This window comes from Pseudomonas sp. TMW22090, from assembly GCF_022496665.1.
In the GTDB taxonomy this organism is placed as follows: Bacteria; Pseudomonadota; Gammaproteobacteria; order Pseudomonadales; family Pseudomonadaceae; genus Aquipseudomonas; species Aquipseudomonas gregormendelii.
In genome coordinates this window covers 236,880-249,749 of the sequence record NZ_SCFH01000007.1, presented here as the reverse complement: position 1 = coordinate 249,749, position 12,870 = coordinate 236,880, and the positions used below count along the sequence as shown (strand labels likewise).

Annotated in this window: 15 protein-coding genes; 7 read left to right on the top strand and 8 right to left on the bottom strand. The window is 62.3% G+C overall.

Annotated features, from left to right (window positions below; translation table 11 throughout):
- Nucleotides 1-646: 646 nt before the first annotated feature.
- The 7 genes from EQV97_RS20745 (at nucleotide 647) to EQV97_RS20715 (ending at nucleotide 7,213) form a co-directional block, all read left to right on the top strand.
- The gene (locus EQV97_RS20745) at nucleotides 647-1,099 is read left to right on the top strand and encodes a CS1 type fimbrial major subunit (protein WP_163019391.1); all 453 of its coding nucleotides are present in this window, start codon (nucleotides 647-649) and stop codon (nucleotides 1,097-1,099) included.
- A 107-nt stretch (nucleotides 1,100-1,206) separates the two neighbouring features.
- Entirely contained in the window at nucleotides 1,207-3,729 is a 2,523-nt protein-coding gene (locus tag EQV97_RS20740) for a TcfC E-set like domain-containing protein (RefSeq protein ID WP_122838888.1), read from the top strand.
- Nucleotides 3,730-3,860: 131 nt separating this feature from the next.
- On the top strand, nucleotides 3,861-4,601 hold the full coding sequence (locus EQV97_RS20735; RefSeq protein ID WP_240889697.1) for a molecular chaperone: 741 nt from the start codon (nucleotides 3,861-3,863) through the stop codon (nucleotides 4,599-4,601).
- A 50-nt stretch (nucleotides 4,602-4,651) separates the two neighbouring features.
- Nucleotides 4,652-5,137: a CS1 type fimbrial major subunit gene (locus EQV97_RS20730; protein WP_240889695.1), complete on the top strand. Its 486-nt coding sequence runs from the start codon at nucleotides 4,652-4,654 to the stop codon at nucleotides 5,135-5,137.
- Entirely contained in the window at nucleotides 5,115-6,389 is a 1,275-nt protein-coding gene (locus EQV97_RS20725) for a hypothetical protein (RefSeq protein WP_240889693.1), read from the top strand. Before EQV97_RS20730 ends, EQV97_RS20725 begins: the two co-directional genes overlap by 23 nt.
- 84 nt (nucleotides 6,390-6,473) lie before the next feature.
- The gene (locus EQV97_RS20720; protein WP_163019392.1) at nucleotides 6,474-6,833 is read left to right on the top strand and encodes a M20 family metallopeptidase; all 360 of its coding nucleotides are present in this window, start codon (nucleotides 6,474-6,476) and stop codon (nucleotides 6,831-6,833) included.
- Nucleotides 6,791-7,213, top strand: coding sequence for a hypothetical protein (locus tag EQV97_RS20715; RefSeq protein ID WP_122855755.1), 423 nt, complete (start codon nucleotides 6,791-6,793; stop codon nucleotides 7,211-7,213). The genes EQV97_RS20720 and EQV97_RS20715 overlap by 43 nt, the downstream gene beginning before the upstream one ends.
- Here the strand turns inward: EQV97_RS20715 and gspM are convergent, their stop codons facing one another.
- From gspM to gspF, 8 genes are read right to left on the bottom strand one after another with little or no spacing between them, the layout of a single operon-like run.
- Nucleotides 7,214-7,714: a type II secretion system protein GspM gene (gene gspM, locus EQV97_RS20710; RefSeq protein WP_122838893.1), complete on the bottom strand. Its 501-nt coding sequence runs from the start codon at nucleotides 7,712-7,714 to the stop codon at nucleotides 7,214-7,216.
- Nucleotides 7,711-8,850: a type II secretion system protein GspL gene (gene gspL / locus EQV97_RS20705; RefSeq protein ID WP_122839056.1), complete on the bottom strand. Its 1,140-nt coding sequence runs from the start codon at nucleotides 8,848-8,850 to the stop codon at nucleotides 7,711-7,713. Before gspL ends, gspM begins: the two co-directional genes overlap by 4 nt.
- Nucleotides 8,851-8,855: 5 nt before the next feature.
- Nucleotides 8,856-9,743 (bottom strand): type II secretion system minor pseudopilin GspK, encoded by an 888-nt coding sequence (gene gspK / locus EQV97_RS20700; RefSeq protein ID WP_122838894.1) that lies wholly within the window; start codon nucleotides 9,741-9,743, stop codon nucleotides 8,856-8,858.
- Nucleotides 9,736-10,344, bottom strand: coding sequence for a type II secretion system minor pseudopilin GspJ (gene gspJ, locus EQV97_RS20695; RefSeq protein WP_122838895.1), 609 nt, complete (start codon nucleotides 10,342-10,344; stop codon nucleotides 9,736-9,738). Before gspJ ends, gspK begins: the two co-directional genes overlap by 8 nt.
- A complete protein-coding gene (gene gspI, locus EQV97_RS20690; protein ID WP_240889691.1) occupies nucleotides 10,341-10,727 on the bottom strand; it encodes a type II secretion system minor pseudopilin GspI in 387 nt (128 codons plus the stop codon). The genes gspJ and gspI overlap by 4 nt, the downstream gene beginning before the upstream one ends.
- Nucleotides 10,711-11,196, bottom strand: coding sequence for a type II secretion system minor pseudopilin GspH (gspH, locus tag EQV97_RS20685; protein ID WP_240889689.1), 486 nt, complete (start codon nucleotides 11,194-11,196; stop codon nucleotides 10,711-10,713). Before gspH ends, gspI begins: the two co-directional genes overlap by 17 nt.
- A gap of 3 nt (nucleotides 11,197-11,199) precedes the next feature.
- On the bottom strand, nucleotides 11,200-11,634 hold the full coding sequence (gspG, locus tag EQV97_RS20680; protein ID WP_122838897.1) for a type II secretion system major pseudopilin GspG: 435 nt from the start codon (nucleotides 11,632-11,634) through the stop codon (nucleotides 11,200-11,202).
- Nucleotides 11,635-11,651: 17 nt separating this feature from the next.
- Nucleotides 11,652-12,869 carry a type II secretion system inner membrane protein GspF gene (gspF, locus tag EQV97_RS20675; RefSeq protein ID WP_240889687.1) on the bottom strand — a complete coding sequence of 406 codons (1,218 nt, stop codon included), beginning with the start codon at nucleotides 12,867-12,869 and terminating at the stop codon, nucleotides 11,652-11,654.
- Nucleotide 12,870: the final 1 nt, after the last annotated feature.

The following is a 12,870-nucleotide window of genomic DNA, read 5'->3' as shown; positions in this document are numbered from 1 at the left end:
GCTTATTACCAGGTTGCTCATGGCAATCTTGAGCTTGATTAGTTGTTCTGAGTCAGGCGCGCAATTGGCACGGCAGGCCATTCCCCCGGCCGGGCTACCCGGTCGTTCTCTCAGGGTGTTCGTTCCGACTCGGTTACCTCTGCGCGCTGCGCGGTTAGACCTGAATTCCCAACGGTGGTGCAAATCACCCTCGTCCTATAGTCGACGTGATTGTTGGTTTTGTATAAACGCTCTAATTTGTATAAATGCTCTATTTTGTCGCTGTGCTAGCGGATAATAGACGCAGTCTGGATAAGACAAGTACTGGATTTGGTGGGTGTGTAGTACGAGTCTGTCAGACTTAATTGTAAGTAAAAGATCATTTTATTTATTGGTCTGTTTTCTAGGAGTTTTCCTAGAGGCACGATGGTGTGCTCTGATTATCTTGATGGCGTCAAACAGTCAATAGGGCATTTTCGTTATGTCTGCGGTCTGAAATTTTTATATGTCGTGATTACCATCTTGAACATTTTGAAGTTTGCCGTGGATCCGACGTGTCCGTTTCACTTGGCTGGATCGTTTTGACTTGACTAACGATTCTCTCAATCACAGGTAGTGAAAAATGTTAAGAAAACTTGCGTTCTCCCTTTCCTCGGTTGCTGTGCTGATGAGTTCTTCCCTGGCCATGGCCGCGACGGAAGAAGCGATCACCATTCAGCTCAAGGCCAATGTGCCGGGTCCGACTTTCCATGTCCGTCCGCCAGCGAGTGAAGACTGGAGCTCCGTACAGGAAATCCGCTGGGATACCCAGCGCAAGCAACTGATTGACTGGAGCAAAAGACTCGAGGTCCTGAGTACCACGGCCGGCATCAATGCCAAGCTGGTCTCTGAGCCGGAGCTGATCAGCGGCGCCAACAAGATTAAGTTGGACGTGTTTGTTCACGGTAAAAAAGTAGAGACCACTAGCAATGAAGTGGTTAACGCTGCAGAGGCCCAGGCGGGCCGCCAGGTCGCGTTTGAAATCAAGCCAGAGCAGACCACGGGCTCGGCTCGTCATCCCGAAGGCAACTACACCGGCACCGTGGCGCTGATCTTCGAGCCCGCTGCCGTCAATCCTTGAGACGCCGCTAACCAAGCAGTTGTTTAACGGCGGCCTTACGCGGCTGGCGAGTCACCAGGACCCACCAGCCCGTTTTTAACTTTATTTTCGCCAAGAGAATTCCCTGCATGTTCCCGATGACGCCCATCGCGGCGGCGCTTGCATTTTTTTTCTGTGCCAGTGCGCTCGCGGCCCCCACTGCCATCGGCACCACGCCTCGCAGTTTAATGGCCCAGGCCAAGGGCCTGCCCAGTGAATTCGAGGAACACTTTTTCGATGTGCCGCTGGCGGTTCGCGTCGAAGTCGATCAACAATTTCTCGGTGAGGCAATGATCGTGCTGTCGCGCGACGATCGCATCACCCTGCTGGAATTTACCGACGTCGCGGACAGTCGTGTCCCGGCCTATGAACGCGACACCTGGGCCGCCTACCTGCAACAGGGCGTACCGCTGGGGGCCTGTGCCGGCAGTTGCCCGGAGCAGATGCTCGCGGTCCACTACAGCCTGGAAAACTCGCTGGTGTCGATTGCCACCGAGCGCGCCGAACGTGACAGCCAGACGCCGCGTTTCTACGACCAGCCGCGCGCTGGCAGTACCGGCCTGATCGTGCGCAACCAGTTGAACCTCAACGGCGGTCAGCAGCAGGACCTGGGTGGGCGCTACGGCCTGGAGGCCAGCAGCAGCCTGGGCAACTGGACCCAGAGCTTCAACATGCAACTGGCGCGCATGGGCGGTGGCGATGACCAGCTCTATCATTCGGTGCACGAGCTCTACAGCCAGCGTGAGCTGCAGGGCAACTTCCTGCGCCTGGGCTATTTCACCCCCGCCTCCGAAGGCTTGAGCCGCCAGCCGCGGACCTTTGGCAACAGCCCGGACACCGCCCTGGGCGTGATGTACGGCAGTTCCGACAGCCTGGCCATCGACAGCGCGACACCCAGCGTCTACCCGATCTACGTTACCGCCAATCGCCTGGGTTCGGTGGAGATCTACCGCGACGGCCTGTTGATCAACACCCAGCCGGTGCCCGCCGGGTTGCAGACCCTCGATACCCGGCCACTGCCCGGCGGTATCTACGAAGTCGAAGTGCGCCTGATCGAAGACGGGCAGATCACCTCGACCAGCCAGGAACTGGTGTACAAGCCCAACAACTGGCGCAACCCTGACGAACGCTGGCGCTACAACCTGTTCGCCGGGCGCGAGACCAAGCTGCTGAGCAACTGGGAAGACGACAAGAACAACGCCATGACCGCCGGTGTCGCGTTGAACTACCTGCTGCACCCGCGGGTGGTGGTCGGCCTGTCCGGCCGCCAGGTCCGCGACACCCTGCAATATGGCACCTCGGTCGACTGGAGCCTGGCCGACAGCGTCAGCCTCTATGCCAACCTCTATCAAACCCAGGACTACGGCACCGGGGTCGATCTGCAAGGCCTCTACAGCTACGGTTCCGGCAGTCTCATCGCCAGCCATACCCGCAGTTGGCTGGACACCCGCAATACCTACGAGACCCTGCCCGACGGCACGCGCATCCGCCAGCGCAACGTGTTCACCGGCCAGACCAGCAACTCGTCGCTGTCGGTCAACCACCGCGTCAGCCAGAAAAGCTCGCTCAATGCACGGATCTCCCACAGCGACGGCTACACCGAAGGCGTCGGCCTCGATCTGGGCTGGAACCAACGCACTTTTTTGTTCGGCAGCGACGGTAACTGGCGGCTGTCGCTGTTCGACCGCCCCGGCAGTTCCAGCAGCGGCAACCAGCGCAACCGCGGGGTTGACCTGAGCCTCAACCTGTCCCTGGGTGGCCCCGGCCAGCAGATCAGCGGCAGCATCGGCTCACGCACGGCCCGTGACGGCGGCCGCGACAACAATGCTTCGGTCACCTATCGCAAGACCCTGCAGGATCACCTGCTGCAAAGCGTTTCCGCGACCGCCACCCACGATACCTACGGCGTCGGCGTCTCCGGCACCGCCAGCTTCCTCACCGAGGCGGTCAGTGGCGATGCCTTCGCCCAACGCTCGTCTTACAACGGCAACCTCACCGGTGGCCTGAACCTGGACAGCACCTTTGCCTTCAGCGGCGAACAGATGACCCTGACCAGCCAGTCCCGGGGCGATGGCGCCGGCATGATCATCGACGTCGAGTCCGACCTCGAAGGCATCGCCCTGCGCGCCGACGACTTGAGCGGCGGCAGCACCCGGCTGCACACCGGGCGTAATTTCGTGCCGATCACTGCCTACCGTAACAGCACGGTCAGCTTCGACTTCGAGGGCAACCACGTGCCGGCCGCCAATATCCAGCCGGTGCGCACCCGTTATCACCTGAACAAGGGCGGCGTCGAGTACCGCAAGATCACCGTCAGCAAGACCCTGACCGTGCTCGGTCGCCTGCTCGACCCGCAAGGCCGACCGCTCAAGGGCCACCACGTGATCAACCACGCCAGCCGTGGGGTCAGCGAAGTGGATGGCTTCTTCTCGATGGAAATGAGCGCCAGCGCGCCGACCCTGGAAGTGCGTCACAACGACCAGTTGCTGTGCCAGTTCCGCCTCGACCCGGCGGCACAACCGACCGAGCAGGATGTGTTGATGATCGGTGATTTGCGCTGTTCGCCGGATACCCTGGCGGATGCGACTTACAAAGCCGAGAAGGCCGGTTAATGGCGTTCCTCAGTGCTCATGGGCTTGGTCACTACGCAGGCACTGCCCAGGCAACGGTCACGGTTGGCAAGGACCCGACAGTCTGGTCTGGCGACACCTTATGTCTCAAGCAACAAACGAGGTTTTAACCGATGAAACACCTGATGACGCTCTTCGGTCTTTGCTGTTTGCCATTACTCGCGCAAGCCGGCCCCCAAATCAATGTCGGGGTGGTCTACGACTACCTCGACGGCGAAAAAAGCACCTACCTCAAGCGGGTGTTCAATGGCGGCGACGCCACGGCGTTCGTCAAGGTCAATATCCTGGAAATCGTCTACGACGCCGATGGCAAGCCCCAGGAAGTCCCGGTCAAGAACCAGGCCGAGGTGGTGGCCCGCGATGGCCTGATGGCCAGCCCGGCGCGCCTGATCGTGCCGGCCAATGGCATGCAGGGCACGCGCTTGCTGTATATGGGCGAGCGTGAGCACGAGCGTTATTTCCGTGTGCGCTTCCTTCCGGTGGTGCCGGAGCAGGAAGACCAGTTCGCGGTGTCGAGTGAAGAGCGCGAAGAGTACAAAAAGGAGCTGTCGGCCGGGGTCAATATATTGGCCGGCTACGGCACGATCTTTTTCGTACGGCCCAAGCACACACGTTTTGATACCAAGATCGACAACAGCAAGGAGCACTACACCCTGCGCAATAACGGCAACAGCGTGGTGATCGTCGATCAGTTCAAGGACTGTTCGAGCAAGAACGAACGGGAATGCAACCCGGTGACCAAGCACCACATCCTCGCCGGGCGTGAGTTCAAGTTCGACAAACAGGCGGGTCGCGAATACCGCTTCAAGCTGGTGGAAGGCGAGAAGAAAAAGACCATCGAGGTCAAGGGTTGATCCCGGCGCCCCGCACTGGCGAGGGCGCCCTGAAGCCACAGGTATTTGCCATGTTCAAGACACTGACCACCACCGTGCTGCTGTTGACCAGCACCTGGGCGCTGGCCGCTCGCGAGGAACACGTGTTCGAGGTCTCGGTGCGCATCCCGACCCTGCAGTTCTACGTGACTCCCACCGACCCCGGCTGGATGCACAAGGAGCAGGAACTGCAGTGGGACGTGCGCACGTCGACCCTGGGCAGTTTGCGCAAGGAGTTTGACGTGCTTAATGACGGCGGCGCGGTGAGCGCGAAGTTGGTGGCCCCGCCGTATTTATCCAATGGCAATGCGCCGGACAACATCCAGTTGAAAGTGAAGTTCAACGGGGTGGTGCTTGATGCGCAAGCGTACCATCAAGTTGTCTCGGCTCAGGAGGCCAAGGTGGGCAGTCGGGTGCCGCTGGAAATTGTTCCGCAGATGACGGCTGGGGGGTACAAGCCGGGGGCTTATAACGGCAATGTTAATATGATTTTTAATGCGGCTGCGCCGGGTGGGTAAGTTGGATATTTTAAGGTTGGATAGGGGTATTTTAAAGTGCCTGATACAGGTTGTCGTCTGTGTTTGGGTTCCGATGGTCAGCGCAGTTACACAAGAGATTACGGCCATATATCGGCCAGACTCTGCTAAGCCCCTGGAAAACAAGTTCGTCAATACCACGCCGGTGAGTGGTATCTGTGCTGATTATCCTGCGGGGTGTTTGGGGGATATACAGTTCAGTCTCCTGTTGCCCGTGACGTTCGATTCCCGTGCTGCCATTAAACCTGGCCATGGCCTGCGTGAGGGTGCTGTATTCAAGATTCCGTCCGATTGGCGCCGACTTGATGTAGTTGATCCGGGCACGGGGCATCGGGCAACTGTGGAAGTACGCATTTCAGGTTTTGGGGGGTGGTACAGGTTTGATCGGCCGGTTTGGGAACTTACCGGTGGTGATCCAGGCGGCAGCGCTGGCTATGCTGAAATCTGGGGGGGACACCCTTGGGACCCGCCGTCACCGTGTTACGGGTCTCTTGGCGGAGGCTATGATGATGCGGGCTTTGGCGAGGGTTTTATCTGGAGTTTTCCTGTCGGCGCGGTTTGTGCCAAACAAGCCAAATACTTGATACCCGTGCTGAGTTACGACACGTTGAGCTATGTATACGAGTTGCGTACCCCCAAACCATTGTCCATGAAAGCTGGGCAATACACAGGGTCCTTAACTTACAGCATCGGCCCGGGTGGTGATTTCGACATGGGCGATATCATGCAGTCAAGTGACGGAGCCCTGACGTTGAATTTCAACCTTGATGTCGAACATGTCTTGAAAGTCGATATTCCGCCGGGTGGCAATCGTGTGGCGTTGCTCCCCGAAGGTGGCTGGCAAGCCTGGCTGCAAAACCCGGCACGCATACCGAAAAAACTGTTTCGTGACCAGACCTTCCAGATCTCGGCGTCGGGACCTTTTAGCATGCGATTGATTTGCAGCAACATGTATGGACGATGGTGCGGAATAAAAAATGAAAACAACCACCTCATACCCGTAGCGGCCCGGGTCAGTTTGCCGGGCGGGATTGTTGATGGTACGGGACGTCCGGTCGTTCGCCAGGAACTCAGACATGATCTGGAGGTGAAATTTCAGCCAGGCCATTACGTGGACACTAAAGCCGCCACCTTGCACTTCGACGTCGATCGCTTCGTCGACGAGATGTTGCGTGATCATGCGGGCAGCACCTACTCGGGTACGGTCACGGTTGTCTGGGATTCAGATGTTTAACGCCGCGTGGCCCCCATACCGATTTAGGGAATTGTAGGCGCGTACTTGTTGTTCGGTGATTCTGTTAATGGGCGGTGCTGGCTTATGTGTTTATCTAAGAAAATACTCGGTTCGCTGGGTTTGTCTGTTTTTCTATTGGCGCCGCTGGCGGGCGCGCAGGCCTCTGCGGCGAAGGATCAACAGGTCAGTCAGTACCTCGCCTCGCAAAAAGCCGAACAACTCTCACTGCTGGAACGTCTGGTCAACACCCACAGTGGCACCCTGAATATCGAAGGCGTACTCAAGGTCGGCAAGTGGCTGGAGCCCGAGTTCCAGGCTGCCGGTTTCACCACCCGCTGGATCGAGCTGCCAGCGGCGATGCAGCGCGCCGGCACACTGGTGGCGGAGCGCAAGGGCCCCTGGTGGCACAAACCGCCATCGCCAGTGGCGATGTGCGCTACTTGACCACCGAGCAAAAACAACAGGTCGAAGCGCGCATGGCCGCTATCGTCAAAGACAGCCTGCCCGGCACCACCTCGACCCTGCATCTGGAGCAGGTGCTGCCGCCAATGCCGAGCACCGCCAGCAGCCTGCAACTCTTAGAACGTTACAGCCAGATCAGCCAGCGCCTGGGCCATGGCCCTGTGACGTTGCTGCCCGCCGAGTTGCGTGGCGGCGGTGATATTTCCTATGTCGCACTCTATGTCTCAACTGCGCTGGTGGGCATCGGCGCCAGCGGCGATGGCGAGCATTCGGCGCGCGAACGCCTGGACGTCGAGTCGTTGTTCAGCCGTGCGCAACTCGCCGCGTTGCTGATGCTGGAGCTGGTCAAGCCAGCGCCCTGACTAACTGCCAGACAACTGCAGCTGTGCCCTGGCCCGGGCATCCGGGCTGACTTCCAGCGACAGCGACAGGACCTTGACCTGTTGCTGTTCGAGCTCCGCCAGCCAACCGATAAACGGAGCCAAAGGGCCTTCCAGGCTCAGGTCGATGTGCCCCGAGGGCGAGTTGTCCATGCGCTCGAGGTTGAGCTGCGCCTGGCGGCTGGTGCGGGTAATCAGCCCCGGCAGCGCTTCGCCGCTGATGGCCTTGCTGCTGACACGCGGTTGCGCGGGCAGGCTGTGCAGTTGCTGTTGCAAACGGCTCTGTTGATTAAACGCCTGCTCGGCGCGGGCCAGGGCCTGTTGCGGCGGTTGCCAGAGCAGCAGGTAAGCGGCCATCACGCCTATGAACACAGCCAGGCCGCGCACGGCCTGTTGCTCGCGGGTGGCCAGGGCTTGCCAGCGCTGGCGTAAAACGGCAACGGCTGACGGTGCTGCGGTCGGGGTCACGGGGGCGTCGCTCATAGGGCTTGTTCCTTGATCTTGAGGCGCGTGCTGACGCCCTGGCTGTCGCGTACAGACGCCTCGGCGCTGACGCTCAGACCCTGGCTGACCAGGCGTTCACGCAGTTGTTGCAGGTCGGCGAAGTCCGGGGCGCTGACTTGCAGGCTCCAGCCTTCGCCCTGCTGAAAGTTAAGGCGATGGACCACTGCCAGTCCACCGCCGCTGGCGCCCCATTGTTCGGCCAGTTGCGACAGCTGGTGGGTCATCCCGACCTGGCTTTGGCCTTGCTGGCGTAGCTTGGCTTGCACTTGGCGTGGCAGGTCGATGACCGGGCCGTCGTCCGCAAAGCGTTGTTGCCACAGGGCCAGGTTTTCCTGCTTGAGTGCTGTCGTGCGTTGCTCGATCAGCAATCGATGGCCGACAGTCTGCGCCAGGTGTGCGGCGCCACCGATCACCAGCACCAGGGCCAGGGCACGCCACGGCCAGCGGCGTGTGCCAGGGCGCGCGAACGCGCCCTGGCACAGGTCGATGGCACCCGCCGAGCCTTGACTTAACACGGCCCAGGGGGCGTCTTGCGCTTGCCAATGCCCCTGGACGCCGGTCGGTGCCTGCGGGCCGAGCCATTGCAGCGTCGCGGGCAGTAGTGGGGCGAGCTGTGACAGTTCTGCGTCGCCGAGCGCCAGGCGCGCCGGCGCCGCCCCGCCGATCAGCCAGCGATGGTCCCAGGCCAGTGCGCAGGGCTGGTCGGCGGGCAGGCAGTCGGCGTCGATGTGCACGCGAACCGGGTGCAGGCCCTGTTCGGCCAACGTTGCCAGGCACTGGCGCAAGCGCTCGCGGTCGATGGCAAACAGTGCGCAGTGCTTTTTGTCGCGCATTGGGCCGTGGGCCAGATGCAAGTCGTCGAGGTCGTCGACCACCTGCTCTTCCAGGGCTGACTGCAGCGCCTGGCGCAGCCAGCGACCGCTGCGGGCGGGCACGCTGACCTGGTGATAACTGGCCATTTCCATCGGCAGCAGCAGGTTCAGCGGCTGGCCGCGCAGTTGTGCGGCGGCCTGTGCCAGGCTGCCGTGCTGCGCCGGGGTATTGGCCTGCCACCAGGTCAAGGACCACTCGGCGTCGGCGCTTGCAGGGGGGGAAAGGTACAGCCAGTGGCTCATGATCATTACTCGTTTGGCCGGTCGGCTTTGGCGGGGTTGGGGAGCAGGTGGCGTTGCTCGACGCGCAGGGTCTTGCCGTCGATGCTGTGCAGGTCGCTGACCAGGCGCAGGCGTCGTCCGTCGAGTTCGACGTCGATGGTGGCGCGAAACTGCTGGCTGCCCACCGCCAGTCCACGGGCCTTGATGTCGCGGCCGGCGAGCAGGGGGTTGTCGAGGAAGACCTGGACACTGGGGTAGCCGGCCTCGGGTCGGGTTTTCACCAGGTTGCTTGCGGTGGCCAGGTCCAGCCCTTCGAGGCTGGCCAGGACCAGGGCGCTGGCGGTGTTGATGTTCAAGGCACTGGCCGGGCCGCTGGTCAGCACTGGCCGCAGTTTTTCCAGGGTCGGGGCGTCCACTGACGGCAATTGGCGCAATTGGCTGATATCGCTGATAGGCAGGGGTTTGCCGTCGCGCCCGGGCCGGCTTGAGAGTAACGCCGGGTCGTGGGCACGCACCCCCAGCAGCGCCAGCAGGCGCTGGTAGCGGGCGCTGGCGAGCAGGTCATTGGGGCGGCGCAGGCTGTTGAGATTTAGCCGGGCGCCGAGGTCTTCGAGTTCGATGTGGATGCGCCCGCCTTCGATGTCCATGATCGGCGCCGGCTCTGCCCAGGGCTGGCCGGGGTGCACCACTTGCAAGCCGTTTTCGCGGCGTGCCTGCGCCAGTATTTGCTGGCGAGCCCAGCTTTCACCACTGAGCGCCAGTTGCCAGAGTTGCTGGTGCTGCACCAGGTTGGCGCTGCTGTGCAGGCTCAGGCGCTGGCGGGCGAGCATATGGCTGACGATCACCGTCACCAGGGCGGTGATCAGCAGCACACTGAGCAAGGCGACGCCGCGCTGGCGCCCGGGACTACGCATGGGGTGGGGCCGCGCGGCTGTCGCCGACCGGCACACCGCCGGGCATCAGGATCACCCGGCGGATGTCCGGGAAGCCGGGCGCATCGATGACGATTTCCAGGGCTCCCGGCAGACCCAGGGTTTGCCCGTCCGCCGGCCAGCCGGTGTGGGCCTGGCCATGCCCGTCTATGTAGCGCAGGCGGGTCAGGCTTACCCCCTCGAGCAAGACCTGGCGCTGGGGCTGGGCACCGCCCTGCAGCGGCAGGGTCTCGCGCAGCCATTGCTCGTCGCGCCACAGGTGGCGTACCTGCAGCAACTCGCTGCGCGGCTGGTCCAGTGGGTTGCGCCAGCCGCCACGCACCAGGCGCAGTTCGCCGGGTTGGCCGATCATGGCCTGGCTGGCGCTGGTATCGTCGCTCAAGGCGCGGCGGCTGGCCAGTTGCAGGTCACGCTCGAGCAGGCTCATGGCCCGTTGCAGATGCCGCAAGTGCTGTTCGTGACTGGCGATACGCCGGTCACTGTGCAGCACTCGGTCGAGCAACTGCCAGGTGGCCAGGCCCAGCAGGCTGAAAATGGCGATGGCCACCAGCACCTCGAGCAGGGTAAAACCGCGCTGCGTCATGGTTGTGCCTCGATAAAACCGACCAGGTGCGCGCGGCTGTATTGCCGGGCGTCATCCAGGCTGGCCTGGGGGGAAACCCGCACGCTGACTTTGAGCAGGCGCGAGTCGGGCGCCGGTTCGCTATCGGTCAGCAACCACCATTCGCGCCCGCCGAATGCCACCCGTTGTTCCTGGCGTTCCTTGCCGGGCGCGAGCATGCCGGCGCGCAGTTCATTGAGGCGGTTATCGGCGATCCACAGGGCCTGGGTGCGCTCCGACAGCCCGGCACTGTTGCGCGTTATGTGTTGCACGGCGCTGTAGAGGGCGATGGAGGCGGTGGCGAAAATCGCCAGCGCCACCATCACTTCCAGCAGGGTAAAGCCGCGTTCACTCGACAGGTTCAAGGAGCGGCTCCTGGATACCGTCGCTGGACAGGCTTAGCAGCGGCTGGCCGCGGTATTCCAGCCATAGGGTGAAAGGCGTGGTTTCATCGCTGGACAACACCAATAGCTGTGGCAGGTCGCGGCCTTGATACGGCGGGTCGAGCAGGTCGGTGGTCTCCAGGCGCAGGCGGAGGTTCGGCGCCAGGGTCTGGCGCGCAAACTCCTGATTCGGCGCCCAGCGCCCGTGTTCCTCCAGACGCTGCACGGCGTAACCGTCGGGCTCGAAGCGCACGCCATATTCGCTGTTGGTCAGCACCGCTTGCTGGCGCAGCAGTTGCAGCAGGCCGCGCAGGCGCTCGCCTTCACGGCGCACCTGTTGCGTCCCGGAGTCGGGGTTGAGCATGCCGATTAGGCCACTGAACAGGGCAATCACCAGAATCACCAGCAGCACTTCCAGCAGGGTGAAACCCCTGGCGCGTGAAGGGCCCACCGCCTAGCGCTCCCAGTTGCCTATGTCGGCATTCAGGCCTTCGCCGCCGCTCTGGCCGTCGGCGCCAAAGGAAAACAGGTCGTAGCCATCGTTGTAGCTGCCCGGCATCAGGTACTGGTACGGATTGCCCCAGGGGTCCATCGGCAGGCGCTTGAGGTAACCGTCGGGGTTCCAGCTGCGCGCCGGCGGGTAGCCGTCGGGTTTGCTGACCAGTGCCTGCAGGCCCTGCTGGCCGGTGGGGTAGTTGTGATTGTCGAGTTTGTAGATGTCCAGGGCCATGGCGATGGCCTTGATGTCGCTCTGGGCCGCCGTGGCCTTGGCCTGGTCGGGGCGGCTCATGATCTGTGGCACCACCAGGGCGGCGAGCACCCCGAGGATGACCACCACCACCATGATTTCGATCAGGGTAAAACCGCGTTGTCGCTGGATGTTTTGCACGTTCAAGTGTTCCGGATTCAGGTGATCAGTTGGTTGAGGCTGAGGATCGGCATCAGGATCGCCAGGACGATGATCAGTACCGAGGCGCCCATGAACACCAGCATCGCCGGCTCGAACAGGCCGACCAGCAAGGCAATGCGGTTGGCCAGTTGTTCTTCCTGCTGCCGGGCCGCGCGTTCGAGCATGTTGTCCAGCTCGCCGGAGCGTTCGCCGCTGGCGATCATGTACAGCATCATGGGCGGGAAACTGCCGTTGAGTTCCAGCGCCCGCGTCAGGCTCACACCTTCGCGGACCCCGCGAGCGATGTCTTTAAGACCCGTACGAATTTGCTCGTTGGCCACCACTTCGCAGGCGATTTCCAAAGCGTCGACCAGGGGCACGCCACTGCGCCCGAGAATCGCCAGGGTGCTGACAAAACGCGTGCAGTCGCTGGCCCGCAGCAGGCGTCCGATCAGCGGCAATTGCAGCAGCGTGGCATGCCAGCGCTCACGGTGGCGCGGCTGGCGCAGGGCTACCCGCGTGGCCAGCACCAGCAGGCCCAGCAACCCCAGCACCGGCAGGCCGAAATCGCGCAGCAGCGCGCTGCTGGCGATCAGGCCACGGGTCAGCAGCGGCAGCGTTTGTCCGCTGTCGATAAACACTTGCACCACATCCGGGACCACAAAGCCGAGCAGGAAGCCGACGATGCTGAAGGCGGCGACCATCAGGATGCTCGGGTAGAGCATCGCCAGCTGGATCTGCTGGCGTGCGGCCTGGCGCGCCTCGGTGTAATCCGCCAGTTTCAGCAGCACTTGGCCCAGGTGCCCGGAACGCTCGCCGGCGGCGACCGTGGCGCGGTACAGCTGTGGGAAGGCTTTGGGGTAGCCGCCCAGGGCGCTGGCCAGGCTGTAGCCTTCGAGCACCCGCGCCCGTACCGCCAGCAGCATGCTTTTGATCCGTTGTTTTTCGCACTGCGCCGCCACCGCCGCCAGGGTTTCTTCCAGCGGCAGCGCCGCCTGCACCAGGGTCGCCAGTTGCCGGGTCAACAGCGCCAGCTCGGCGCTGTTCAGGCCGCCACCCGAGGAGCGCGCCGGGCCTTCGCCGCGCACGCGCCGGCGTTGGGTGGCGGTGACTTTGAGCGGCACCAGCTGGCGCTCACGCAACAGTTGGCGCACCTGGCGCTCGCTGTCGGCCTCGATCACCCCGCCGGACTTGCGACCGGCGCTGCACATGGCCAGGTATTCGTAGGCGGCCATG

Bases quoted from the DNA above. Each gene is read 5' to 3' on its own strand.
- EQV97_RS20740 (WP_122838888.1), top strand. From the start codon at position 1,207: ATGTTCCCGATGACGCCCATCGCGGCGGCGCTTGCATTTTTTTTCTGT.
- EQV97_RS20725 (WP_240889693.1), top strand. From the start codon at position 5,115: ATGCGGCTGCGCCGGGTGGGTAAGTTGGATATTTTAAGGTTGGATAGG.
- EQV97_RS20735 (WP_240889697.1), top strand. From the start codon at position 3,861: ATGAAACACCTGATGACGCTCTTCGGTCTTTGCTGTTTGCCATTACTC.
- gspL (WP_122839056.1), bottom strand. From the start codon at position 8,850: ATGAGCCACTGGCTGTACCTTTCCCCCCCTGCAAGCGCCGACGCCGAG.
- EQV97_RS20720 (WP_163019392.1), top strand. From the start codon at position 6,474: ATGTGTTTATCTAAGAAAATACTCGGTTCGCTGGGTTTGTCTGTTTTT.
- EQV97_RS20730 (WP_240889695.1), top strand. From the start codon at position 4,652: ATGTTCAAGACACTGACCACCACCGTGCTGCTGTTGACCAGCACCTGG.
- EQV97_RS20745 (WP_163019391.1), top strand. From the start codon at position 647: ATGAGTTCTTCCCTGGCCATGGCCGCGACGGAAGAAGCGATCACCATT.
- gspK (WP_122838894.1), bottom strand. From the start codon at position 9,743: ATGCGTAGTCCCGGGCGCCAGCGCGGCGTCGCCTTGCTCAGTGTGCTG.
- gspJ (WP_122838895.1), bottom strand. From the start codon at position 10,344: ATGACGCAGCGCGGTTTTACCCTGCTCGAGGTGCTGGTGGCCATCGCC.
- gspF (WP_240889687.1), bottom strand. From the start codon at position 12,869: ATGGCCGCCTACGAATACCTGGCCATGTGCAGCGCCGGTCGCAAGTCC.
- gspM (WP_122838893.1), bottom strand. From the start codon at position 7,714: ATGAGCGACGCCCCCGTGACCCCGACCGCAGCACCGTCAGCCGTTGCC.